A 21472-nucleotide genomic window follows, 5' to 3' on the forward strand; every position below is an offset into this window, starting at 1 on the left:
CCCTCAGGTGGGGAGATCAGCTAGTTGCGGACGCTAGGGTCTTCGATCTCCACCCTTGAGGGCGAGATATCCGGCAGGACAGTGGGGATGAAGCTGCCGCGATGCGCTCCAAAGTATTCAGCCGCAAATGAAAACGGGCGCCGAGGCGCCCGTCATTCCTTACCTGAACCGCTGAACCCTCAGCGGCCCGCCACGTCGACGTAGTCGCGCTGGGCGGCGCCGGTGTAGAGCTGGCGTGGGCGGCCGATGCGCTGGTGCGGGTCCTCGATCATTTCCTTCCACTGGGCGATCCAGCCGACGGTGCGCGCGACGGCGAACAGCACGGTGAACATGGTGGTGGGGAAGCCGAGCGCCTTCAGCGTGATGCCGGAGTAGAAGTCGACGTTCGGGTAGAGCTTCTTCTCGATGAAGTACTCGTCGGTGAGCGCGATGCGCTCGAGTTCCATCGCGACTTCCAGCGTCGGGTCGTCCTTGATGCCGAGCTCGTCGAGCACCTCGTGGCAGGTCTTCTGCATGATCGTCGCGCGCGGATCGTAGTTCTTGTAGACGCGGTGACCGAAGCCCATCAGGCGGAACGGGTCGTTCTTGTCCTTGGCACGGGCGATGTATTCCGGGATGCGGTCCTTGGTACCGATCTCGGTCAGCATGTTCAGCGCGGCCTCATTGGCGCCGCCATGGGCGGGGCCCCAGAGGCAGGCGATGCCGGCGGCGACGCACGCGAACGGGTTGGCGCCCGAGGAACCCGCGAGGCGGACGGTCGAGGTCGAGGCGTTCTGCTCGTGATCGGCGTGGAGGATGAAGATCCGGTCCATCGCCTTGGCCAGAACCGGGTTGATCTTGTAGGGCTCGCACGGAACCGCGAAGCACATGTGGAGGAAGTTCTCGGCGTAGGACAGGTCGTTCCGGGGGTAAACGAAGGGCTGGCCGATATGGTACTTGTACGCCATGGCGGCGAGCGTCGGGGTCTTGGCGATCATGCGGATCGAGGCGACCATGCGCTGGTGCGGATCGGCGATATCGGTCGAGTCGTGGTAGAAGGCCGAGAGAGCGCCGACCGAGCCGACCATGACGGCCATCGGGTGGGCGTCGCGGCGGAAGCCGGAATAGAAGCGCGACATCTGCTCGTGCACCATGGTGTGCCGGGTGACGCGGTACGAAAAATCGGACATTTCGCGCTCGGTCGGCAGTTCGCCGTAGAGCAGGAGATAGCAGGTCTCCAGGAAGTCGCCCTTCTCGGCGAGCTGGTCGATCGGATAGCCGCGGTGCAGGAGCACGCCCTCGTCGCCATCGATATAGGTGATCTTCGACTCGCAGGACGCCGTCGAGGAGAAACCGGGATCGTAGGTGAAGATTCCGGTCTGCTTGTAGAGAGAGGTGATGTCGACGACATCCGGACCGATCGTGCCGCTCCGGACCTCGAGGCTCGCGTTTTTCTCACCCACTGCCATGGTCGCCGCGTGGTTCGTCATGCGTATCCCCTTCTTCGTGAGCCGACGGGACGAGATCGCTTTTGCAGCGCACAGGTCCCTGGCGAAAACTTGCGTACTCCAAAGCGGAGACGCGAACAAGTTGCGTATCAAACTGACATGTTGCGCCGCACTCTAACGCCAAGTGGCGCGGAGTTCATCACTCCGCCTGGTCGCCGAGCCGCGAGAGCGACTCGTCGCGTCCGAGAACTGCGAGCACGTCGAACACGCCCGGGGAGGTCGTGCGGCCGGTGAGGGCGGCACGCAAGGGCTGCGCCGCCTTGCCGAGCTTCAACCCGGTCTCCTCGGCATAAAGGCGTACCGCCTCCTCCAGCGGCGCGACGGACCAGTCGGTGACGGCGGAAAGTCGCGGCAGGAGCGCGGCCACGACGTCACGGCCGCCATCGCGCAGGATCGCCTCGGCCTTCTCCTCCATCGGCAACGGCCGATCGGCGAAGAGATAGGCCGTCGAATCGGTGAGTTCGACGAGGTTTTTCGCGCGTTCCTTGAGGCCCGGCATGGCGGCGAGGAGGAGCGCATGGGTCTCGGCGTCCGGGCGGCGCTTCAAAATGTCGCCGTTCGGCAGGTAGTCGCGCTCGACCATCAGAAGGTCGGCCAGCTCGGCGTCACCCGCGGCCCGGACATAGGTGCCGCTGATGGCGTTGAGCTTGGCGAAGTCGAAGCGCGCGGCACCTTTGTTGATGTCGGGAATGTCGAACCAGGAGACCATCTCGGCCTCCGTCATGATCTCGGTGTCGCCATGGCTCCAGCCGAGGCGGACGAGATAGTTCTTCAGCGCTTGCGGCATGTAGCCGAGCGCGCGGTAGGCATCGACGCCGAGCGCGCCGTGGCGCTTCGACAGTTTCGCGCCGTCCTCGCCGTGGATAAGCGGGATATGCGCCATGACAGGCACGTCCCAGCCCATCGCCTGATAGATCAGCGTCTGGCGCCCGGCATTGGTCAGGTGGTCGTCGCCGCGGATGATGTGGGTGACGCCCATGTCGTGGTCGTCGACGACGACGGCATGCATGTAGGTCGGCGAGCCGTCAGAGCGCAGCAGCACGAAATCGTCGAGATCGCGGTTGGGGAAGCGGACCTCGCCTTGCACCTGGTCGTGCACGACGGTCTCGCCCTCCTGCGGGGCCTTCAGCCGGATCACCGGCTTGACGCCCTCGGGGGCCTCGGACGGGTCGCGGTCGCGCCAGCGGCCGTCATAGCGGGGCGGCTGCTTGTTGGCGCGGGCGGTCTCGCGCATCTCCTCGAGCTCGGCTTGGCTGGCATAGCAACGATAGGCTTTGCCGGCGGCGAGGAGTTGTTCGGCGACCTCGCGGTGACGGGCGGCGCGCTCGAACTGCGACACCGGCGGCTCGTCGGCATCGAGGCCGAGCCAGGAGAGGCCCTTGATGATTGCTACGACGGCGGCTTCGGTCGAGCGCTCGCGATCGGTATCCTCGATGCGCAGCAGCATCTTGCCACCCATGCGCCGGGCATAGAGCCAGTTGAACAGCGCGGTGCGGGCGCCGCCGATGTGGAGATAGCCAGTCGGCGAGGGCGCGAAACGGGTGACGACGGTCATGGCGGTTCCAGTGCGGCAAATGGGTGCGGACGCACGATCTTTGCGGTCGGCTTTTCCGTGGGGCTGTGTAGCATAGGCCGGGAGAGAGACAAGGCAGGGCCCGGTCGCTTCGGAGGCAAGCATGGCCATCGCCGGCGCAGCAGCCAGAGGTCCTGAGGAGCGACGCCGGCAGGGCCTTTGGCAACGTATCCTAGACCTGTCACAGGGGGGCTGGTTACGGAAAAGCTTTCCTTGGGGCGGCCTGCCGAGGGACATGCGCGCCAGCATCGTCGGCTGGCTGGCGCGGCAGCGCGAGATCGAGGCGGAAGCGCGCAGCGGCTTCTTCCTGGTGCCGGGCGGGATGATGCTCGGCATCGCTCTGTTCTACGCCGCGGGGTGGCGACCGCCGATCCCATTCGCGGTTGCTGCTTGCCTGCCGCTGCTCCTCGGCGCGGCGATGCTCGGCCCGCGCAAGGCGGCGGGCGCGGCTTGCCTGCTGGCGGGTTTCGTCGCCGCGGGCTTCGCACTGTCCGGCTATGAACTGGCGCGCACGAAGACCGTTCTCTTCTCAGGCGAGGCGACGGTGCGGATCGCCGGCCGGGTCGAGGGACGCGAGCAGGACGAGCGGGGGCGGCTGCGCTACCGCGTGGCCATCGAGACCACCGAGCGGCCGGTGCTGTCGCGCCCGCCGGGGATCGCCGAGATTCTCGTTTCCAGCCGGCACACGCCGATCCCCGTCGGCGGCCGCTATGCCGGGCTGGTGCGGCTGCGGGCGCCGTCCGGCCCCGCCTTTCCCGGCGGCTACGACTTCAGTTTCGGCAACTACTTCGACGGTGTCGGCGCCAACGGATTTGCCTTGGGGCCGCCGGATCCGCCGGGAGCCGGCGCAAGCCCGACGGGGAAAACCGCCGGCGAACGTATCCTGGCGCTGCGGGTGTCGATGAGCGAGCGCATCCGCAGCGTCATCGGCGGACCGGCGGGGACGGTGGCGGCGGCGCTCATCACCGGCGACCGGGCCGGCATTCCCGACGAGATCGAGCTCTGGCTGCGCACCACCGGCCTGTCGCACGTGCTGTCGATATCCGGCCTGCACATGGCGCTGGTCGCGGGGTTTGCGATGTTCCTCGTCCGCGCCGGGCTTGCGGCGATCCCGGGCGTCGCGCTGCGCTGGCCGATCAAGAAGTTTGCGGCGGTGGCGGCGCTTGGTGCCGTCACTTTCTACATCCTTCTGTCCGGGCGGAACGTCGCGGCGGACCGCTCCTATCTCATGCTGGCGATCATGCTGGTGGCGATCCTCGTTGACCGGGCGGCGATCACGCTGCGCAGCGTGGCTCTCGCGGCGATCGTCGTCCTTTCGATGACGCCGCACGCGCTGGTGACGGCAAGCTTCCAGATGTCGTTCGGCGCGACGGCCTCGCTCGTCGGCGTCTACGGCCATGTCGCGCGGGCACGGGCGCGGCGACAGGTGGACGCGCCGCCGGCGGGACAGGCGAGGCGGCTCGTGGTGTTCCTGATCGGGCTTGGCGCCTCGTCGCTGATCGCCGGCACCGCGACGGGCCCGTTCGCGTCCTATCATTTCCAGCGGATGGCGCCTTTCGGCCTGTTCGCCAATCTTCTGGCGCTGCCGCTGTTCTCGGTGTGGATCATGCCGCTGGCGCTGTGCGCGGTCGTCGCGATGCCCTTAGGCCTCGATGCCGTGTTCCTGATCCTGATGGGGCAGGGGCTGAAACTCGTGTTCGGCATTGCCCACTTCCTGCACGACCATCTGCCGGACACGCCGACCGGGCTGCTGACCCCGGAAGGACTGGTGCTGCTGTCGCTGGCGCTGCTGCTGGCCTGTTTTCTCGCCAGCGGCCTGCGCGGGCTGGCCTTGCCAATGGCCGCACTCGGGCTTGCGCTGGCGCCGGCGACAGGCCCGCGGCCGGAACTCCTGGTGTTCGAGGATGGGCGGGAACTCGCGCTGATCGAGGCGGGGAACGTGCTGATGCCGTTGCGGCCGAAGCCGAACGCGTTCGTGCTGACGCAGTGGCAGAGGGCTTTTCCGGACGGCGCTCAGCCGCTGGACACAGGCGTGCCATCGCGCGCCGGCGTGCGACCGGACGCCGGTGTGCCACCAGACCCGAGTGCGGCGGGATTTCGCTGCGAAGCTTTAGAGCCAGAGGGTGGTGTCGCGACCAAGAGATCCTCGCCCTCGGCTGCCGTCCCTCAACTCTTACGGTCGACGCCGCCGCTCACTGGCGAGCCCGCAGCGCCTGTCATCGACGGAAAGTCGTTGACGCCGGCAGTACCGGCCGTCCCGGCGAAGCGGGCGTCCCGGCCGATGCAGATCTGCCGGGCGACGACGCGGAGCGGGCTCAGGGTGGTCTGGACCGACGATTATCGCCAGATCGGTACGGCTTGCGACAGCGCGGACGTCGCCATCGTCGCACGGGCGGCGCGGCGCGAGGCGTGCCGCTCGGGCGCCGTGCTGGTGACGCTGCGCACGCTGCGGCGGACCGGTTCGCTCGCCATCTCCCGCTCTGCTGCAACGGGCCACGCCGAGATCACCGCCTCGATCGCGCCGGTGCCGGAGCCGTGGCAAGTGCAGCGGCTGGCACCTTGGCCGGAGACCTGGCGGCGGGCGGTTGAGAGTACGCCGGAGAAGCCGCGGCCGTGATGCGGGGCGTTGGGATGCAAGGTTAGGCGTTCGCGGGCGGCCCCCTCATCGGCCTGCCGGCCACTTCTCCCCGGAGGGGCGAAGAAAGCAGCTGAGGGCGTGGCGGCATGGGAACTGCCGGCGGCGGATACTGTCGGGGGGAGATTAGCTTCTTCTCCCATGTGGGGAGAAGGTCGCGGCAGCGGGATGAGGGGGGGCACCGGCGAGAGGAGCGGTGGACGTGGCCGAAGGCTTGCGTTCGCGGGTGGCCCCCTCATCGGCCTGCCGGCCGCTTCTCCCCGGAGGGGCGAAGAAAGCAGCTGAAGGCGTGGCGGCATGGGAGCTGCCGGCGTTGGATACTCAAGGGGGCGATTAGCTTCTTCTCCCCTGCGGGGAGAAGGTCGCGGCAGCGGGATGAAGGGGGGCGGGGCTGGCGGACGGGCACTCCGCAAAGCCGCTAACCGCCCCCCAGCCCGCCTCAGTACTTGCGGATCAGGCCGACGAGCTTGCCCTGGACCTTGATGCGCTCGGAGCCGAAGCTGCGGGTCTCGTAGGCGGGGTTGGCGGCCTCGAGCGAGATGGTGTCGCCGCGGCGGCGGAAGCGCTTGAGGGTCGCCTCCTCGTCGTCGACGAGGGCCACCACGATCTCGCCGCCTTGCGCGGTGTCGCCCCGGCGGATGACGACGGTATCGCCGTCGAGGATGCCGGCCTCGATCATCGAATCGCCCTTTACCTCCAGCGCGTAATGCTCGCCGCCGCCCAGCATGTCCGGCGGCACGAAGATCTGGCTGCCGCTCTGCTGGATGGCCGAGATCGGCACACCGGCGGCGATGCGGCCCATCAGCGGAATGCCGACCGGTTCGCTGTCGTTGGCGGCCGGGCGAATGCGCTTGGGCAAAGGCTCGACGGATGTCTCCGCGATGGGCTCGCGGCGGGGCGCGACGGGCTCGGCGTCGGCGCTCTTTGCCTTGGCCGGCGCGACCGAGTCCGGCAGCTTCAGGACTTCCAGTGCCCGGGCGCGGTTCGGCAGACGGCGGATGAAGCCGCGCTCTTCCAGCGCGGTAATCAGTCGGTGGATGCCGGACTTGGAGCGGAGATCCAGCGCATCCTTCATCTCGTCGAAGGACGGCGGCACGCCCAGTTCCTGCAATCTCCCATGGATGAACATCAGGAGATCGTGCTGCTTGCGCGTCAGCATTTCCGGCGATCCTTGTTAAAACAAAACCTGAACAAAGCTATCTGTTCTAGTTGTGTTCTGCAAGAGCCGGAAGCTTAGTCGAGCGCGATGTAGCGGCAAGAATCGCCGGATTTGGCCGCTGGCGCATGGGGTTCTCGCAAGAGGAGAACATTGGCCCGGGCATAGACCGAGAGGAGCGACGAATCCTGGCGCCCGAAAGGCGTGACGATCGGCACGACCGCCTGCGATTCGCCAAGCGTCGCCCGGATGAAGTCGGCGCGCTGGTCGTTCGCCGGCATGTCGGCACCGAGGATGGCCTCGCGGTAGAGCGGGCTGGCCGGGGCGCCGGTAAGGGCATGAACGAGGGGCTTCAGGAACAAGGTCGCGGCGACCATCGAGGAGGCGGGGTTGCCGGGAAGGCCGATGAGCCGGGTGCGGCCGATGCGACCGGCCATCAGCGGCTTGCCCGGCCGCATGGCGACCTTCCAGAAATCGAGGGCGACGCCGCGGGCGGCGAAGACCTTGCCGACGAGGTCGTGGTCGCCGACCGAGGCGCCGCCGATGGTGACGAAGATGTCGACGGCGTCGGTGACGGCGCAGTCGAGGAGGGCGCCGATCTCGGCCTCGTCGTCGCGGGCGATGCCGTAGTCGAGCGCTTCGCCGCCGGCGGCCTCGACCATGGCGGCGACCCCGAAAGTATTGGAGGCAACGATCTGCGAAGGGCCGACCGGCTCGCCGGGCATGACCAGTTCGTCGCCGGTGGCAAGGATCGCGATGCGCGGACGGCGCAGCACGGTGAGCCGCGGATGGCCGCCGCTCGCCGCCAGCGCGATCGTGCCGGCGCCAAGGCGGGTGTTCGCCGGGATGAGCGTGTCACCCTTCGAGAAGTCGGCGCCTGCCTTGCGGATGTGACGCCCACGGAGGGCAGGTTCCAGCGGGAGCATGGTTGCCGCCGTCGGCCGCTCGGCGTTCTCCTGGATCAGGATCGCATCCGCCCCGTCCGGCACCGGCGCGCCGGTGAAGATCCGGACGGTCTCGCCCGGAGCGACGCTGCCGTCGAAGGCGCGCCCGGCGGCGGATTCGCCGATGACCGTCAGCGGCTGGAAAGGACCGGCCGTATCGTCGGCGCGCACGGCGTAGCCGTCCATGGCGGAGGCGTCAAAGTCGGGCTGGGTGCGCAGAGCGGGCAAGTCGGCGGCAAGGATGCGGCCGCGCGCCGCGCGCAGCGGCACGGTCTCGGTCTCTGTCACCGCGACGGCGTCCTGCATCAGCGCGGCGAAGGCGTCGGCGACGGAAATCATGCGGACCAGTCACCGGAGCGGCCGCCGGATTTGGCAAGCACCCGGATCGCGGAGATCTGCATGCCGCGATCGACCGCCTTGGCCATGTCGTAGATGGTGAGGCAAGCGACGCTGACGGCGGTCAGCGCTTCCATCTCGACGCCGGTCTTGCCGCTGAGGCGGACCGTCGCGGTGACGCGCAGGCCCGGCAGGGCGGGCTCGGCGGCGATGTCGACGGCGATCTTCTCCAGCATCAAGGGATGGCAGAGCGGGATGAGGTCCGCGGTCTTCTTGGCCGCCATGATGCCGGCAAGCCGCGCGACGGCGATGACATCGCCCTTCTTGGCGCCGCCGGCCTCGATCAGCGCCAGCGTCTCCGGCAGCATCAGCACCAGGCCCTCGGCGCGGGCCTCGCGCACGGTCTCGGCCTTGTCGCCGACATCCACCATGGTGGCGGCGCCGGTGGCGTCGAGATGGGTGAGGCCGGTCATGCGGCATGCTCCGTCGGCGGCACGGCCAGCAGGGCGCGGGTGGCGGCCTCGACGTCGGCCTGGCGCATCAGGCTTTCGCCAACGAGGAAGGTGGCGATGCCGACGCGGCCGAGCCGGGCGCAGTCCGCCGGGGTGAAGATGCCGCTCTCGCCGACGAGAATGCGGTCGTCCGGCACGAGGGCCGACAGCCGCTCGGCGGTGGAGATGTCGGTCTCGAAGGTCCGGAGGTTGCGGTTGTTGACGCCGAGCAGCGGCGAGCGGAGTTTCAGCGCGCGCTCGGTTTCGGCCTCGTCGTGCACCTCAACCAGCACGTCCATACCGAGGTCCATCGCCACCGCCTCGAGCTCGGCCGCACAGCCGTCATCGATCGCTGCCATGATCAGGAGGATCGCGTCGCCACCCCAGGCGCGGGCTTCGAACACCTGGTAGGCGTCGAACATGAAATCCTTGCGCAGCGCCGGCAAGGAGCAGGCGGCGCGGCCCTCGGTGAGGAAGCTCGGCTGGCCCTGGAAGGACGGCGCGTCGGTGAGGATGCTGAGGCAAGCGGCGCCGCCGCGCTCATAGGCACTTGCGAGAGCTGGCGGATCGAAATCGGCGCGGATGAGGCCCTTCGACGGGCTCGCCTTCTTGATCTCGGCGATGAGGGCGACGTCGCCCGCCGCGTGCTTGCGCCGGATCGCCTGCGTGAAGCCGCGAACCGGGTCGGCTGCGCGGGCATGAGCCTCCAGCTCGGTCAGTGGCAGGCGCGCCTTGGCGGCGGCGATTTCTTGGAGCTTGTAGGTCTCGATCGCCTTCAGGATGTCGGTCATGCCGGTTCTCCGATGCGCTGGGTGACGCCGATCAGCCGGTCGAGCGCCGCGCGGGCCTTTCCGGTATCGACCGAAAGGCGGGCGGCGACAAGGCCTTCGGCAAGGTCTGCGGCATGGCCGGACATCACCAGCGCGCCGGCGGCGTTGAGGAGGCAGATGTCGCGGTAACCGCCGGGGGCGCCGTCGAGAACGCCGCGAAGCTTTTCCGCGTTGTGGACGGCGTCGCCACCGCGGATCTCCGACAGGTCGGCACGGGCAAGGCCGAACTCTTCCGGCTCGATGGCGAAGCGGGAGATGACGCCGTTGCGGAGGGTGACGACATCGGTCCGGCCGCAGACGGTCATCTCGTCGAGACCGTCGCCATAGACGATCCAGGCGTTCCTGGTGCCGAGCGCCTTCAGCGTCTCGGCGATCGGCTGCAGCCACTGCTCGGCGAAGACGCCGACGAGGAGGTTCTGGACGCCGGCAGGGTTGGCGAGGGGGCCGAGCAGATTGAAGATCGTGCGCGTGCCGAGTTCGACCCGGCTCGGGCCGACGAAGCGCATGGCGGCATGGTGCGTCGGCGCGAACATGAAGCCGAGACCGGCCTCGGCGATAACGGCGGAAATCTGCGCCGGGGAGAGGTCCACTTTGACGCCGAGCGCCATCAGGACGTCGGCGGAGCCGGAGCGCGAGGAGAGCGCCCGGTTGCCGTGCTTGGCGACCGTCAGGCCGCAGCCGGCGAGCACGAAGGCCGCGCAGGTCGAGACGTTCAGCGTGCCGGCATGATCGCCGCCGGTACCGACGATGTCGATCGCGTCGTCGGGTGCCGTCACCGTCGCCATGTTGGCGCGCATCACCGAGACGGCGCCGGCGATTTCGTCGACGGTCTCGCCGCGGACCCGCAGCGCCATCAGGAAGCCGCCGATCTGCGATGGCGTCGCCTCGCCCGACATCATCACGCCGAAGGCCGCCTCGGCGTCGGCGCGGCTCAGCGCCTCGCCGCCCGCGACCTTGGCGATGTAGGGCTTCAGCGTCTGGCTCATTGCGGCATGGCCTGCGCCGCCTGGATCGCGGCGGGGTAGGAAACGACCTTGTAGGCGTCCTGCAAGACGTTGACGTAGCTTTGGACGATGTCGGACTTCATCAGCGACGCCAGCTGGCCGTCCTGGTCGGCGGGGAAGCTAGCCAACGGATCGAGCGGCGGCGCGACTTCGGTCACCTTCAGAACCAGCTTCGACGAATCGGAGGTGGCATCGGCGACGGCTGCAAGCCCGGTAGTGCCGGCGAAGACCGCGCGCGTCGCGTCATCGCCGAGTTCCTGCGCGCCGCTCTGGCGGGTGATCGAGGCGGCAACCTGCTTGGTGAGCTTCTCGGACGCGGCGATGGCGTCGATGGCCTCGCCGGCGTCGAGGCGCTTCTTCAGCGCGACGGCGCGCTCAGCGAGCAGGCGGTCGGCCTCGGTCGCCTTCCAGTCCTCGATCACGCGCGCACGCACCTCGTCGAGCGGACGCTGGTGTGCCGGATCGACCTTGGTGACTTCGAAGAAGACGAAGCCGTTCGGGCGAACGTCGACCGGCTGGTTCTCGACGCCGATGTCGCTTTCGAAGGCAGCGGTCAGCAGCGCCGGCTGGGCGGGGATGTCGGCGATCAGACTGCCGTCCGGCGCTTGGCCGGTCTGGCTGATCGCGGGGATGGTCTTGATCGTCAGGCCGGCGCGCTCTGACGCTTCCTCGAGTGAAGCGCCACCACCGCGGGCTTCCTCATAGGTGTCGTAGGCCGAGCGGACCGCCTCGGTGGCGGAGGAGAGGGCGATCTCCTTGCGGATGGCATCCTGCACTTCGGCCAGCGGCTTCTTCACCTCGGGCTGGATCTCGGTGACGCGCAGCAGCACAGGGCCGAAAGCGCCTTCGACGGTTTCGGAAACGGCGTTGGCAGCCAGCGAGAAGGCAGCATTGGCGATGACCGGGTCGGGGATGCCGTTGCGCGGCTGCAGGCCGAGCTCGGTGTCGGCGATGGTGCGGCCGCTGTCGGTGACGAGCTGGTCGAAGGTCTTGCCGGAAGCGAGTTCGGCGCGCGCGGCGTCGGCTTTGGCCTTGTCGGAGTAGACGATCTGCTGGATCCGGCGACGCTCGGGCGTCGTGAATTTCTCGGTGTCCTTGGCGTAGGCAGCCTGGATCTCTGCCTCGGTCACCTTGGCGGGGTCGGCGACAGCGTCCGGCGTCAGCGCGGCATAGGAAATGGCCCGGTACTCCGGCGCGGCGTAGCGCTGCTTGCGGCCGTCGAAATAGGCCTGCAGCACTTCGGCAGAGGGATCGGCCACCGGCTGCACCAGCGTCAGCGGCAAGGTGACGTATTCGACCGTGCGGCGCTCGCCGTTGTAGAGGCCGAAAGCCTGCTTCACGAGGCTCGGCGTCGAGACACCCTCTGAGATCGAATCGACGATCTGGCTGCGCACGGCCGCCTGCTCGCGGTTACGGATGAAGTCGTTCTCGCGCATGCCGACGCTCGACAGCAGCTGGCGGAAACTGTCGCGCGAGAAGCGGCCGGACGCGTCGTGGAAGGACGGATCGTCGGCGATCAGGCGGGCAAGGCGCTCCTCGGACAGGCCGAGGCCGATGTTGCGGCCCTGTTCGTCGAGCACGGCTTCTGAGATCAGCTGGTTGAGGACGCGGCGGTCGATGCCTTGCGCGGCCGCTTCCTCGCGGCTCGGGCGGCGCTGCAGCTGGCGGGCGAGCTGCGCCTCGGCCTGCCGGTAGGCCAGACGGTAGTCCTGGACCTCGACGTCGGTACCGCCGGCGGAGATTACGGTGCTGGGCGCCGCGCCCGAGAAGAAGCTGGAGAAGCCGGTGACGACGAAGGCGACGACGATGAGCCCCATCAGCAGTTTGGCGACCCAGCCGCCGCCGACGCTCTTGCGCATGGAGTTCATCATGTCTCGGCATCTCCGCAAGCCTTCGCCGGATCCAGCGAAGGCTGTTGTCCTGTTTGGGCGGCGGACGCACCGCCGTTCTCTTCCCGCCGGTGGACGCCGCGGCGGGACTTCACGCTCTATTAGGAAAATGCCGCGCCGGGACGCAAGCCGCCGCGTTGATTGATTTCGGGTTTCTCTGCCGCTAGGCAAGAACCACAAAGACGGGGAGCGGGAGGAAAACGGCATGCGGCAACTGATAGCGGGCAACTGGAAGATGCATGGCCTTCGCCGGGATCTGGCGGAACTGCAGGCCGTGACGGAGGCCGGCGATCTCGCCTGCGACATCGCGGTCTGCTTGCCGTCGACGCTGCTGATGGCCGCCGCCGACCGCGTCGGCGACCGGCTGATGCTGGGCGGCCAGGACATCCACGTCGCCTCCCAGGGCGCCCATACCGGCGACATCTCGGCCGAGCAGATGGCGGATGCCGGCGCCCGTTGCGTCATTCTCGGGCACTCCGAAAGGCGCGAAGGCTACGACGAGAGCGACCAGCTGGTGCGGGAAAAGGCCGAGGCGGCCTGGCGCTGCGGGCTGATCGCCATCGTCTGCATCGGCGAGACCGATGCCGAGCGCCTTGCCGGCACGACACTCGACGTGCTCGGCACCCAGCTCGCCGGCTCGCTGCCGGACGACCTGGACGTCGCCCGGCTCGTCATCGCCTATGAGCCGATCTGGGCGATCGGCACCGGCAAGACGCCGACGGTCGAGGATGTGCGGGCGGCGCATGCCTTCATGCGCAAGGCGCTGAGCGACCGGTTCGGGGCCGAGACCGGTGCGGCGATCCGCCTTCTCTACGGCGGGTCGGTCAAGCCGGCGAACGCTTCCGAACTCCTGGCTATCGACAATGTCGACGGCGCGCTGGTCGGGGGAGCGAGCCTGAAGGCCACGGATCTCGTGGCGATCTGCAAGGCGGCGCGGCCGGCCTGACGGCAGCGGACGCGCGAAAGCGTTTGGAATAAGCTCGCCCCTCCTATATGAGGCGCGCGTCCCCTGAAGAAGTCGTGTGCGAAGCGGATCAATGACTACAGTTCTTATTATCGTCCATCTGATGATCGTGCTCGCACTGATCGTCGTCGTCCTGCTGCAGCGCTCGGAAGGCGGGGCGCTCGGTATCGGCGGCGGCGGTGGTGGTCTGATGACCGCCCGCGGCGCGGCCAACGCGCTGACCCGGACGACCGCGATCCTCGCTGCGGCCTTCTTTATCACCTCGCTGGCGCTGGGCCTCACCGCCCGTTACGGCTCGCAGCCGACCGACATCCTCGATCGCCTTCCGGCGAACCAGGGCGGCAGCACCGGTTCCGGCAGCGGCAACCTGCTTGACCAGCTGGGCGGCCTGCCGGCCACGGCCCCCGACGTCGCGCCGACGACGACCGATGCCGCGACACCGGCAGCGCCCGACGCCGCCGTGACCCCGCCGGTGACGCCGCCGCAGCCGGCTCCTTCGGCCACCACGCCGACGGCACCAGCGACAACGGCCCCGGCCGACTCGACTTCGACACCGTTCGAGACCACCGCTCCCGCCAGCGAGGCGCCGTCGACCACGTCGCCGGCTGCGGAAACGCCGTCCAGCGACGCCCCGGCATCGTCGACGGGCAGCCCGGCGACCGGAGCCTCGGCACCGGCACCGGCACCGGCAACGGGAACCTCGGCACCGGCGACGGAGACACCGTCCAGCCCGGCAACTACTACGACGCCCGCCCAGTAAGGCGGACAGACAAGACAGCCACCGACAGGGCGCTCCGAGCGCCCTGTTTCGTTTTGAGGCCGAGTTTCTGACTGGCCGAATCGACTTCTAGCGGTTATCGGGAAGGCCCATGGCGCGATACATCTTCATTACCGGCGGCGTGGTTTCCTCTTTGGGAAAAGGCATCGCCTCGGCAGCCCTTGGGGCTCTCCTGCAGGCCCGTGGCTACCGTGTCCGGCTGCGCAAGCTTGATCCCTACCTCAACGTCGATCCGGGCACGATGAGCCCGACGCAGCACGGCGAGGTCTTCGTCACCGACGACGGCGCCGAGACCGATCTCGACCTTGGGCACTACGAGCGCTTCACCGGCCGCCCGGCCAACAAGATGGATAACATCACGACGGGCCGGATCTACAAGGACATCATCGCCCGGGAGCGCCGCGGCGACTATCTCGGCGCGACCGTCCAGGTCATTCCGCACGTCACCGACGCGATCAAGAATTTCGTGCTCGACGGCAATGAGGAGTTCGACTTCGTGCTCGTCGAGATCGGCGGCACGGTCGGCGACATCGAGGCCATGCCCTTCGTCGAGGCGATCCGGCAGCTCGGCAACGACCTGCCGCGCAACGGCGCGATCTACGTCCACCTGACCTTGATGCCCTACATCGCCACCGCCGGCGAGCTGAAGACCAAGCCGACGCAGCACTCCGTCAAGGAACTGCGTTCGATCGGCATCCAGCCCGACATCCTCCTCGTGCGCGCCGACCGGCCGATCCCGGTCGAGGAACGGCGCAAGATGAGCCTCTTCTGCAACGTCCGCGAGACCGCGGTGATCCAGGCGCTCGATGTCGCCTCGATCTACGACGTGCCGAACGCCTATCACCAGGAAGGCCTCGACACTGAGGTGCTCGCCGCTTTCGGCATCGACCCCGCGCCGAAGCCGAAGCTCGAGCGCTGGAACCAGATCTCGCACGGCATCCACAATCCCGAGGGTGAAGTCACCATCGCCATCGTCGGCAAGTATACCGGCCTGAAGGACGCGTATAAGTCGCTGATCGAGGCGCTGCAGCACGGCGGCATCGCCAACAAGGTGCGCGTCAAGCTCGACTGGATCTCCTCGGAAGTGTTCGAGGCCGAGGACCCGACGCCCTATCTCGACCGGGTCAACGGCATCCTGGTGCCCGGCGGCTTCGGGGAGCGCGGCGCCGAGGGCAAGATTCTTGCGGCGAAGTTCGCGCGGGAGCACGAGGTGCCGTATTTCGGCATCTGCTTCGGCATGCAGATGGCGGTGATCGAGGCCGCGCGTTCGCTCGCCGGGATCCACAATGCCGACTCCACCGAGTTCGGCCCGACGTCGGAGCCGCTGGTCGGCCTGATGACCGAATGGATGCGCGGCAACGAGCTGGAGCAGCGGGCGCGCGAGGGCGATCTTGGCGGCACGATGCGGCTCGGTTCCTACCAGGCCTCGCTTGCCGCGGGCTCGCGCATCGCCGGGATCTACGGGGCAACCGAGATCGTCGAGCGCCACCGCCACCGCTACGAGGTGAACCGCGACTACCGCGAGCGTCTCGAGGCGGCCGGCATGGTCTTTGCCGGCATGTCGCCGGACGGCCTCCTGCCGGAGACGGTCGAATTCCCCGACCATCCCTGGTTCATCGGCGTACAGTACCACCCCGAGCTGAAGTCACGGCCGTTCGAGCCGCACCCGCTGTTCTCGTCCTTCATCGCCGCCGCGCTCGAACGCTCGCGGCTGGTCTGATGGCAGGCGTCGCTTCGGTGGCGCCGCGCCGTCTCGATCATCTGGTACTGCCGGTGGACTCGCTCGCCGGGTCGCGTGCCTTCTTCGGGGCGCTGGGCTTCACCGTCGCGCCGGACGCCGTCCATCCCTTCGGCACGGCGAACGCCTGCGTGTTCTTTGCCGACGGCACTTATCTGGAGCCGCTGGCGGTGGCGGATGCAAACCGCTGTGCCACCGAGGCGCTGGCGGGCAATGTGTTCGTCGCGCGCGACCGGGCGTTTCGGGCGCGGCGGGGGGCTCCCGGTTTTTCGGGCATTGCCTTTGCCTCTGAGGATGCCGAGGCCGACCATACGGCCTTCTCGGCGTCGGGGCTCGCCGATGGCGAAATCTTCGAATTTTCGCGGGTGTTCCAGGCGGCGGGGACGGAGCGGCGCCTGACATTTCGGCTTGCCTTCGCCCAGGACCGACGGGTGCCGGACCTCTTCTTTTTCACTTGCCAGGCGATGGCGCCGAAAGGCGACCGGTCGGCGCTCAGCCGCCATGCGAACGGCGTCAGCGGGCTGGCACGGCTGGTGCTGTCGGAGCCACGGCCGGACGACTATGCCGCTTTCATCGGGGACGTCACCGCCGGGGCCGAGGTGATCGCCATCGCAGACGGGCTTTCGGTGGTGCTCGGGCAAAGCGGGTTCGAGGTGCTGGGTGCCGAGGGCATGGCGGAACGCTATGGCCGGCGCCGGGACGGCGAGCGCGGGCTGCGGTTCGAGGGCGTGGTGCTGAGGGTGCCGTCGCTGGCGGCGGTTCAGGCGCTTATGGACGTCGCCGGTCTCCGCGGTCGCCGGCTGGGCGAGCGGCTGGTGGTCGATCTCCTCGGTTCGGACAACGGGTTCATCGCCTTCGAGGAAGGCTGAGCACGCGCCGCAGCACTGGCCGCTCGCCGCAGGGCCGGTTCACGATTTTCCCGAAACGAGTTCAAACTGTCGCCGGCTTGCTCTAAGAGGCTCGCGAAACAGCCGCAAAGGAGTGGGCCATGACTGCGATCATCGACATCATCGGACGCGAAATTCTCGATAGCCGCGGCAACCCGACCGTCGAGGTCGACGTCATCCTCGACGACGGCGCGATGGGCCGCGCGGCGGTGCCGTCGGGCGCGTCGACGGGTGCGCACGAGGCGGTCGAGCTCCGCGATGGCGATGCCCGCTACATGGGCAAGGGCGTCCAGCGCGCCGTGGAAGCCGTCAACGGCGAGATTTTTGAGACTCTGGCCGGCATCGACGCGGAAGGGCAGATCCGGGTCGACCAGCTGCTGATCGAGCTCGACGGCACCGACAACAAGAGCCGCCTCGGCGCCAACGCCATCCTCGGCGTGTCGCTCGCCGTCGCCAAGGCCTCGGCCGATTCCTCCGCGCTGCCGCTCTACCGCTATGTCGGCGGCGCCTCCGCGCATGTCCTGCCGGTGCCGATGATGAACATCATCAATGGCGGCGCGCATGCCGACAACCCGATCGACTTCCAGGAATTCATGATCATGCCGGTCGGCGCGCCGACCTTCGCCGAAGGCCTGCGCATGGGCGCCGAGGTGTTCCACACTCTGAAGAAGATGCTGAAGGACGCCGGCCACAATACCAATGTCGGCGACGAGGGCGGCTTCGCGCCGAACCTTGCCTCGCCGAAGCTGGCACTCGACTTCGTGCTGCACGCGATCGAGAAGGCCGGCTACAAGCCGGGCGAGGACATCTACCTCGCGCTCGACTGCGCCTCGACCGAGTTCTTCAAGGACGGCGTCTACGACCTCGCCGGCGAAGGCCGCAAGCTCTCGCCGAACGACATGGCCGCCTACCTTGCCGAGCTCGCCGGCGCCTATCCCATCATCTCGATCGAGGACGGCATGGGCGAGGACGACTGGGCCGGCTGGAAGACGCTCAGCGACAAGATCGGCTCGTCCTGCCAGCTGGTGGGCGACGACCTGTTCGTGACCAATTCGGCGCGCCTGCGCCAGGGCATCGAGCAGGGCGTGGCCAACTCGATCCTCGTCAAGGTCAACCAGATCGGCACGCTGACCGAGACGCTCGACGCCGTCAGCGTCGCGCACCGCGCCGGCTACACCGCCGTGATGTCGCACCGTTCGGGCGAGACCGAGGATTCGACCATCGCCGACCTCTCGGTCGCCGTGAACTGCGGACAGATCAAGACCGGCTCGCTCGCGCGCTCGGACCGCACCGCCAAGTACAACCAGCTGCTGCGCATCGAGGAAGAACTCGGCGACCAGGCCGTCTATGCCGGTCGTTCGATCCTGCGCCGGCGCTAAGCCGTCAACGTCTGATCGGCTAAGCAACGAATGGAAAAGGCGGGGCTTCGGCTCCGCCTTTTTTCGTTCAGCCATGGCTGCCGTCCGGTCGTATCCGGCGGAGATCGGCAGCAGCACGTGAAGTGCGTCAGCGGACGGCCTTGCACTGGAAACTGTCGCCGCTGGCGGGCGAGAACCAGCCCATCTCGTCGCCGGTGAAGCCCGAGAGCGTGATGACGTAGTCGTCGGCGAACATCAGCGTCCACGAGCCGTCGCTGCCCTCCTGGACCTCCTCGATCGGCAAGGTCTCCGACCCGTTGTCGTAGGTGTCCGCCGTGAAGGTGAAGGTCGCGACCTCACAGTCCCAGGTCCCGATGAAAGGCAGGCCGGCATCGTCAGCAGAGGCAGGTCCGGCGGTGACCAGCGTGGCGGCCAGAAGGCAAGCGAAAAGCGTCGTTCTGGCCATAGGTCATCTCCCAAAAGTTCAGCGAGCTTATAGATGGACGATACTGCGCGTCGAGAGCTGGGCGGGGGCATCGCGTGAATTCCGCTTGCGGCACGTTTTCGAACGAGCGGTCGCAAAATCCCGCGGCAAAACCCCCGATTGCGGCACATGAAAAAGGCGCGGCCTTGCGGTCGCGCCTCCTTGCTTCGCAGTGCGTTCGAGCCTTAGCCGTGCGGCTTGAAGATCACCTTGGTGCAGGCGTCCTTCTTGTCGCGGAAGGTTTCGTAGAGGGCAGGGCCGTCCTCCAGCGAGGTCGCGCGGTGGCTGATGATGAAGGACGGGTCGATCTCGCCGTTCTGAATACGCTGGAGGAGGGGCTCCATGTAGCGCTTCATGTGGGTCTGGCCGGTCTTGATGGTCAGCCCCTTGTTCATGACGAGACCCAGCGCCACCGGACCGGACGGGCCGGCGTAGACGCCGGGCATCGAGACCGTGCCACCCGGACGGCAAGCGAGAACCGCCTGGTTGAAGGCGAAGGGACGCTCCATCGAGACCGTTGCCGACATCACGGCCGACGAGACCTTCTGCGCGAGCGTATCGGCGCCGTGCGCCTCCATGCCGACGGCTTCGATGACAGAGTCCGGCCCCTGGCCGTTGGTCATCTCCATCAGCGTTTCCTGGACGACCTGTTCGCCGAAGTCGATGGTCTCGGCACCCGCCGACCGCGCGAGGGCCAAGCGCTCCGGCACGGTGTCGATCGCGATGACGCGCTCGGCGCCCAAGAGGAAGCAGCTCTTGATGGCGAGCACGCCGACCGGGCCGCAGCCCCATACCGCGACGGTATCGCCCGGCTGGATGTTGCAGTTCTCAGCGGCCATGTAGGCGGTCGGGAAAATGTCGGAGAGGAAGAGCACCTGCTCGTCGTCGAGACCGTCCGGGATGACGATCGGGTTCACGTCGGCATAGGGGACGCGCATGTACTCGGCCTGACCGCCGGAGAAGCCGCCGGTGATATGCGAGAAGCCGTAGAGGCCGGCGAGCGGATAGCCAAAAGTCTCCGCCTGCAGCTTGCCGTTCGGGTTGGTGCGCTCGCAGCAGGACCAGTTGCCCCACTTGCACTGCCGGCACTCGCCGCAGGAGATGGTGAACGGCACGACAATGCGGTCACCGACCTTCAGCTTGCCCGCGGCACCGCGGCCGACTTCCATGACCTCGCCCATGGTCTCGTGGCCGAGAATGTCGCCGTGCTCCATCGTCGGCATGAAGCCGCCCATCAGGTGAAGGTCGGAGCCGCAGATCGCGCACGCCGTCACCTTGATGACGACGTCACGATCGTCCTCGATGATCGGATCGGGGACGGATTCGCAGCGGATGTCGCCCTTGCCGTGCCAGGTAAGTGCCTTCATGGAATGTCTCCTTCTGTAAGAAGGGACAAACCCTCGGGATGCGCGAGGTTGCGGTACGGTTTCGATCATTCGCGCCGGACGTCGATCCAGCGCAACGCCGTCAATCGACCGGCGAGGTCTCGCTGCCCAGTGCCTTCGTCCGGCCGAAGGCCCATTGGCGCCAGGTCAGGCGATCGCCGTAGCGCTCGAACATCGCGGACTCTTTCTGGGCGCCGAACTGCACGTAGTTGACGATCGCGACGAACAGGATGCCGCCCACCGTGTTGCCGACGATGATCGGCAAGATGAAGTTCGGCCAGAGCGACCAGAACGGGCCGTCGCCCTCGAAGGCGAGGAAGAACACCTCGACCGAGGACGTTACGACATGGAAGAAGCTGGCGACGCCGACGAAGTACATCAGGAACCAGACGATCAGGATTTTCGAGATCGTATCCATGGCGGCGTGGACCAGCCAGACCATGGAGGCGACGATCCAGCCGGCGATGAGAGCTTTCGAGAACAGCGTCAGCCACGGCGTCTCGACCGCGTGCTCGCCGATCTTCAGCGCGATCTCGATCGCCTTGGGGTCAAGGACGTGGGCGTAGGAAAGGAGGGCCGCCACCGCGACCGCGCCGATCATGTTGGCGAGGAGCACGACGCCCCAGAGGCGGAGGAGGTTGGCAAGGCTCGCGAGCTTGGTGAGGACGAGCACCACCGGTGTCAGCGTGTTTTCGGTGAACAGCTGGTAGCGGCCGATGACGATGATGAAGAAGCCGACGGGGTACATCAGCGTGCCGAGGAGGCCTGGCATCTCCTCGCCGGCGGCCTCGGTGAAGATCACCTTGGCGAGGAAGCTGAGGCCGAGCGCGAAGCCGGCGGTGAGCCCGCTGAAAAACAGGAACTTGGAGCTGGCGTCGAGCTCGTGGTCGGCGGTGGCGAGAACGCGGGCGAAAATTTCCTCGAAGGCGAAATAGTCGCTGAGGGTGTCGCCGGCGGACGGGGGATTGTCCATCTGTTCGCGCGGCGACGGGGTCGGTTCCGGCGCTGCGCCTGCCAAGTCGTCCTTGCTCATGTCTCGTCCTGTTGGTGGTGCCTGCGGGGTGCGGCAAACCGTCCCGGCGTCGGAAGGTTCAGAAGAAGTCGTGTGGCAGGGCATTTCTGCAAGGGCAACAGGCTTAACCGGGCTTTAAAGCTCGGCGTGGCAAGGTCTGCGCAATGGAGAAGCCGATGCGCACGAAACAATACCGCCAGAGCAAGATGGGCCGCCTGATCGTGCCGACGATTGCGCTGAGCTTTCTCGCCTACTTCGCCTTTCACGCGCAGAGCGGCAAGTTCGGCATGGAATCAAAGGTGCTGCTGGCCCAGGAACTGGCGGCGAGCCAGGAGCGCTATGCCAAGCTCGTGGTTCAGCGCGAGGGCCTCGAACGGCGTGTCCAGCTGCTGCACGACGGCACGCTGGAGCGTGACATGATCGACGAGCGCGCCCGTCGGCTCCTGGGCTACACTGCTCCGGACGAAATCACCATCATGCGCTAGTAACCTGAATTCAGTTAAACATGCTGCATTGCGGTA

At 67.5% G+C, this 21472-nt stretch carries 18 protein-coding genes; 7 read left to right on the forward strand and 11 right to left on the reverse strand.

Translation table 11 applies throughout. The features are described 5' to 3' along the window. Window positions 1-179: 179 nt before the first annotated feature. Entirely contained in the window at window positions 180-1469 is a 1290-nt protein-coding gene (gltA, locus tag ACZLZY_RS09585; RefSeq protein ID WP_472933315.1) for a citrate synthase, read from the reverse strand. 157 nt (window positions 1470-1626) lie between these two features. Further along, window positions 1627-3042, reverse strand: a complete 1416-nt coding sequence (gltX, locus tag ACZLZY_RS09590; protein WP_472933317.1) for a glutamate--tRNA ligase — start codon at window positions 3040-3042, stop codon at window positions 1627-1629. A 253-nt stretch (window positions 3043-3295) separates the two neighbouring features. Between gltX and ACZLZY_RS09595 the strand changes: the two genes are divergently transcribed. Continuing rightward, complete coding sequence (locus ACZLZY_RS09595; protein ID WP_472933318.1) at window positions 3296-5677, forward strand: ComEC/Rec2 family competence protein; 2382 nt, start codon at window positions 3296-3298, stop codon at window positions 5675-5677. Window positions 5678-6134: 457 nt separating this feature from the next. Here ACZLZY_RS09595 and lexA read toward each other — a convergent pair whose 3' ends face one another. The 6 genes from lexA to ACZLZY_RS09625 all read right to left on the reverse strand — a co-directional run bounded on the left by lexA (window position 6135) and on the right by ACZLZY_RS09625 (window position 12327). Continuing rightward, entirely contained in the window at window positions 6135-6854 is a 720-nt protein-coding gene (gene lexA / locus ACZLZY_RS09600; protein ID WP_472933319.1) for a transcriptional repressor LexA, read from the reverse strand. Window positions 6855-6928: 74 nt separating this feature from the next. Further along, window positions 6929-8143 (reverse strand): molybdopterin molybdotransferase MoeA, encoded by a 1215-nt coding sequence (locus ACZLZY_RS09605; RefSeq protein ID WP_472933559.1) that lies wholly within the window; start codon window positions 8141-8143, stop codon window positions 6929-6931. Next, window positions 8131-8604 (reverse strand): cyclic pyranopterin monophosphate synthase MoaC, encoded by a 474-nt coding sequence (moaC, locus tag ACZLZY_RS09610; protein WP_472933320.1) that lies wholly within the window; start codon window positions 8602-8604, stop codon window positions 8131-8133. The genes ACZLZY_RS09605 and moaC overlap by 13 nt, the downstream gene beginning before the upstream one ends. After that, complete coding sequence (trpC, locus tag ACZLZY_RS09615; RefSeq protein ID WP_472933321.1) at window positions 8601-9413, reverse strand: indole-3-glycerol phosphate synthase TrpC; 813 nt, start codon at window positions 9411-9413, stop codon at window positions 8601-8603. The genes moaC and trpC overlap by 4 nt, the downstream gene beginning before the upstream one ends. Further along, window positions 9410-10438, reverse strand: a complete 1029-nt coding sequence (gene trpD, locus ACZLZY_RS09620; RefSeq protein ID WP_472933322.1) for an anthranilate phosphoribosyltransferase — start codon at window positions 10436-10438, stop codon at window positions 9410-9412. The genes trpC and trpD overlap by 4 nt, the downstream gene beginning before the upstream one ends. Then, the gene (locus tag ACZLZY_RS09625; protein ID WP_472933323.1) at window positions 10435-12327 is read right to left on the reverse strand and encodes a peptidylprolyl isomerase; all 1893 of its coding nucleotides are present in this window, start codon (window positions 12325-12327) and stop codon (window positions 10435-10437) included. The genes trpD and ACZLZY_RS09625 overlap by 4 nt, the downstream gene beginning before the upstream one ends. 223 nt (window positions 12328-12550) lie before the next feature. Between ACZLZY_RS09625 and tpiA the strand changes: the two genes are divergently transcribed. From tpiA to eno, 5 genes are all read left to right on the forward strand, one after another. Further along, complete coding sequence (tpiA, locus tag ACZLZY_RS09630) at window positions 12551-13291, forward strand: triose-phosphate isomerase (protein WP_472933324.1); 741 nt, start codon at window positions 12551-12553, stop codon at window positions 13289-13291. Between the two features lie 91 nt (window positions 13292-13382). Then, window positions 13383-14069: a preprotein translocase subunit SecG gene (gene secG, locus ACZLZY_RS09635; protein WP_472933326.1), complete on the forward strand. Its 687-nt coding sequence runs from the start codon at window positions 13383-13385 to the stop codon at window positions 14067-14069. Between the two features lie 109 nt (window positions 14070-14178). After that, window positions 14179-15807, forward strand: coding sequence for a CTP synthase (gene pyrG, locus ACZLZY_RS09640; RefSeq protein ID WP_472933327.1), 1629 nt, complete (start codon window positions 14179-14181; stop codon window positions 15805-15807). Continuing rightward, entirely contained in the window at window positions 15807-16694 is an 888-nt protein-coding gene (locus ACZLZY_RS09645; RefSeq protein ID WP_472933328.1) for a VOC family protein, read from the forward strand. Before pyrG ends, ACZLZY_RS09645 begins: the two co-directional genes overlap by 1 nt. A gap of 119 nt (window positions 16695-16813) precedes the next feature. Then, window positions 16814-18091 (forward strand): phosphopyruvate hydratase, encoded by a 1278-nt coding sequence (gene eno, locus ACZLZY_RS09650; protein ID WP_472933329.1) that lies wholly within the window; start codon window positions 16814-16816, stop codon window positions 18089-18091. 127 nt (window positions 18092-18218) lie between these two features. Here the strand turns inward: eno and ACZLZY_RS09655 are convergent, their stop codons facing one another. The 3 genes from ACZLZY_RS09655 to ACZLZY_RS09665 all read right to left on the reverse strand — a co-directional run bounded on the left by ACZLZY_RS09655 (window position 18219) and on the right by ACZLZY_RS09665 (window position 20972). Then, window positions 18219-18536, reverse strand: coding sequence for a hypothetical protein (locus tag ACZLZY_RS09655; RefSeq protein WP_472933330.1), 318 nt, complete (start codon window positions 18534-18536; stop codon window positions 18219-18221). 203 nt (window positions 18537-18739) lie between these two features. Further along, window positions 18740-19921: a zinc-dependent alcohol dehydrogenase gene (locus ACZLZY_RS09660; RefSeq protein WP_472933331.1), complete on the reverse strand. Its 1182-nt coding sequence runs from the start codon at window positions 19919-19921 to the stop codon at window positions 18740-18742. A 100-nt stretch (window positions 19922-20021) separates the two neighbouring features. Further along, entirely contained in the window at window positions 20022-20972 is a 951-nt protein-coding gene (locus ACZLZY_RS09665; protein ID WP_472933332.1) for a formate/nitrite transporter family protein, read from the reverse strand. 155 nt (window positions 20973-21127) lie between these two features. Between ACZLZY_RS09665 and ACZLZY_RS09670 the strand changes: the two genes are divergently transcribed. Continuing rightward, on the forward strand, window positions 21128-21436 hold the full coding sequence (locus ACZLZY_RS09670; RefSeq protein ID WP_472933333.1) for an FtsB family cell division protein: 309 nt from the start codon (window positions 21128-21130) through the stop codon (window positions 21434-21436). The last annotated feature ends 36 nt before the right edge of the window (window positions 21437-21472 follow it).

It is taken from the genome of Mesocryomonas lacus (assembly GCF_055730135.2).

Excerpts from the sequence above, each read along its gene's own strand:
- gltA (WP_472933315.1), bottom strand. The coding sequence starts at position 1,469 with ATGACGAACCACGCGGCGACCATGGCAGTGGGTGAGAAAAACGCGAGC.
- gltX (WP_472933317.1), bottom strand. The coding sequence starts at position 3,042 with ATGACCGTCGTCACCCGTTTCGCGCCCTCGCCGACTGGCTATCTCCAC.
- ACZLZY_RS09595 (WP_472933318.1), top strand. The coding sequence starts at position 3,296 with ATGCGCGCCAGCATCGTCGGCTGGCTGGCGCGGCAGCGCGAGATCGAG.
- lexA (WP_472933319.1), bottom strand. The coding sequence starts at position 6,854 with ATGCTGACGCGCAAGCAGCACGATCTCCTGATGTTCATCCATGGGAGA.
- moaC (WP_472933320.1), bottom strand. The coding sequence starts at position 8,604 with ATGACCGGCCTCACCCATCTCGACGCCACCGGCGCCGCCACCATGGTG.
- trpC (WP_472933321.1), bottom strand. The coding sequence starts at position 9,413 with ATGACCGACATCCTGAAGGCGATCGAGACCTACAAGCTCCAAGAAATC.
- trpD (WP_472933322.1), bottom strand. The coding sequence starts at position 10,438 with ATGAGCCAGACGCTGAAGCCCTACATCGCCAAGGTCGCGGGCGGCGAG.
- ACZLZY_RS09625 (WP_472933323.1), bottom strand. The coding sequence starts at position 12,327 with ATGATGAACTCCATGCGCAAGAGCGTCGGCGGCGGCTGGGTCGCCAAA.
- tpiA (WP_472933324.1), top strand. The coding sequence starts at position 12,551 with ATGCGGCAACTGATAGCGGGCAACTGGAAGATGCATGGCCTTCGCCGG.
- secG (WP_472933326.1), top strand. The coding sequence starts at position 13,383 with ATGACTACAGTTCTTATTATCGTCCATCTGATGATCGTGCTCGCACTG.
- pyrG (WP_472933327.1), top strand. The coding sequence starts at position 14,179 with ATGGCGCGATACATCTTCATTACCGGCGGCGTGGTTTCCTCTTTGGGA.
- ACZLZY_RS09645 (WP_472933328.1), top strand. The coding sequence starts at position 15,807 with ATGGCAGGCGTCGCTTCGGTGGCGCCGCGCCGTCTCGATCATCTGGTA.
- eno (WP_472933329.1), top strand. The coding sequence starts at position 16,814 with ATGACTGCGATCATCGACATCATCGGACGCGAAATTCTCGATAGCCGC.
- ACZLZY_RS09655 (WP_472933330.1), bottom strand. The coding sequence starts at position 18,536 with ATGGCCAGAACGACGCTTTTCGCTTGCCTTCTGGCCGCCACGCTGGTC.
- ACZLZY_RS09660 (WP_472933331.1), bottom strand. The coding sequence starts at position 19,921 with ATGAAGGCACTTACCTGGCACGGCAAGGGCGACATCCGCTGCGAATCC.
- ACZLZY_RS09665 (WP_472933332.1), bottom strand. The coding sequence starts at position 20,972 with ATGAGCAAGGACGACTTGGCAGGCGCAGCGCCGGAACCGACCCCGTCG.
- ACZLZY_RS09670 (WP_472933333.1), top strand. The coding sequence starts at position 21,128 with ATGCGCACGAAACAATACCGCCAGAGCAAGATGGGCCGCCTGATCGTG.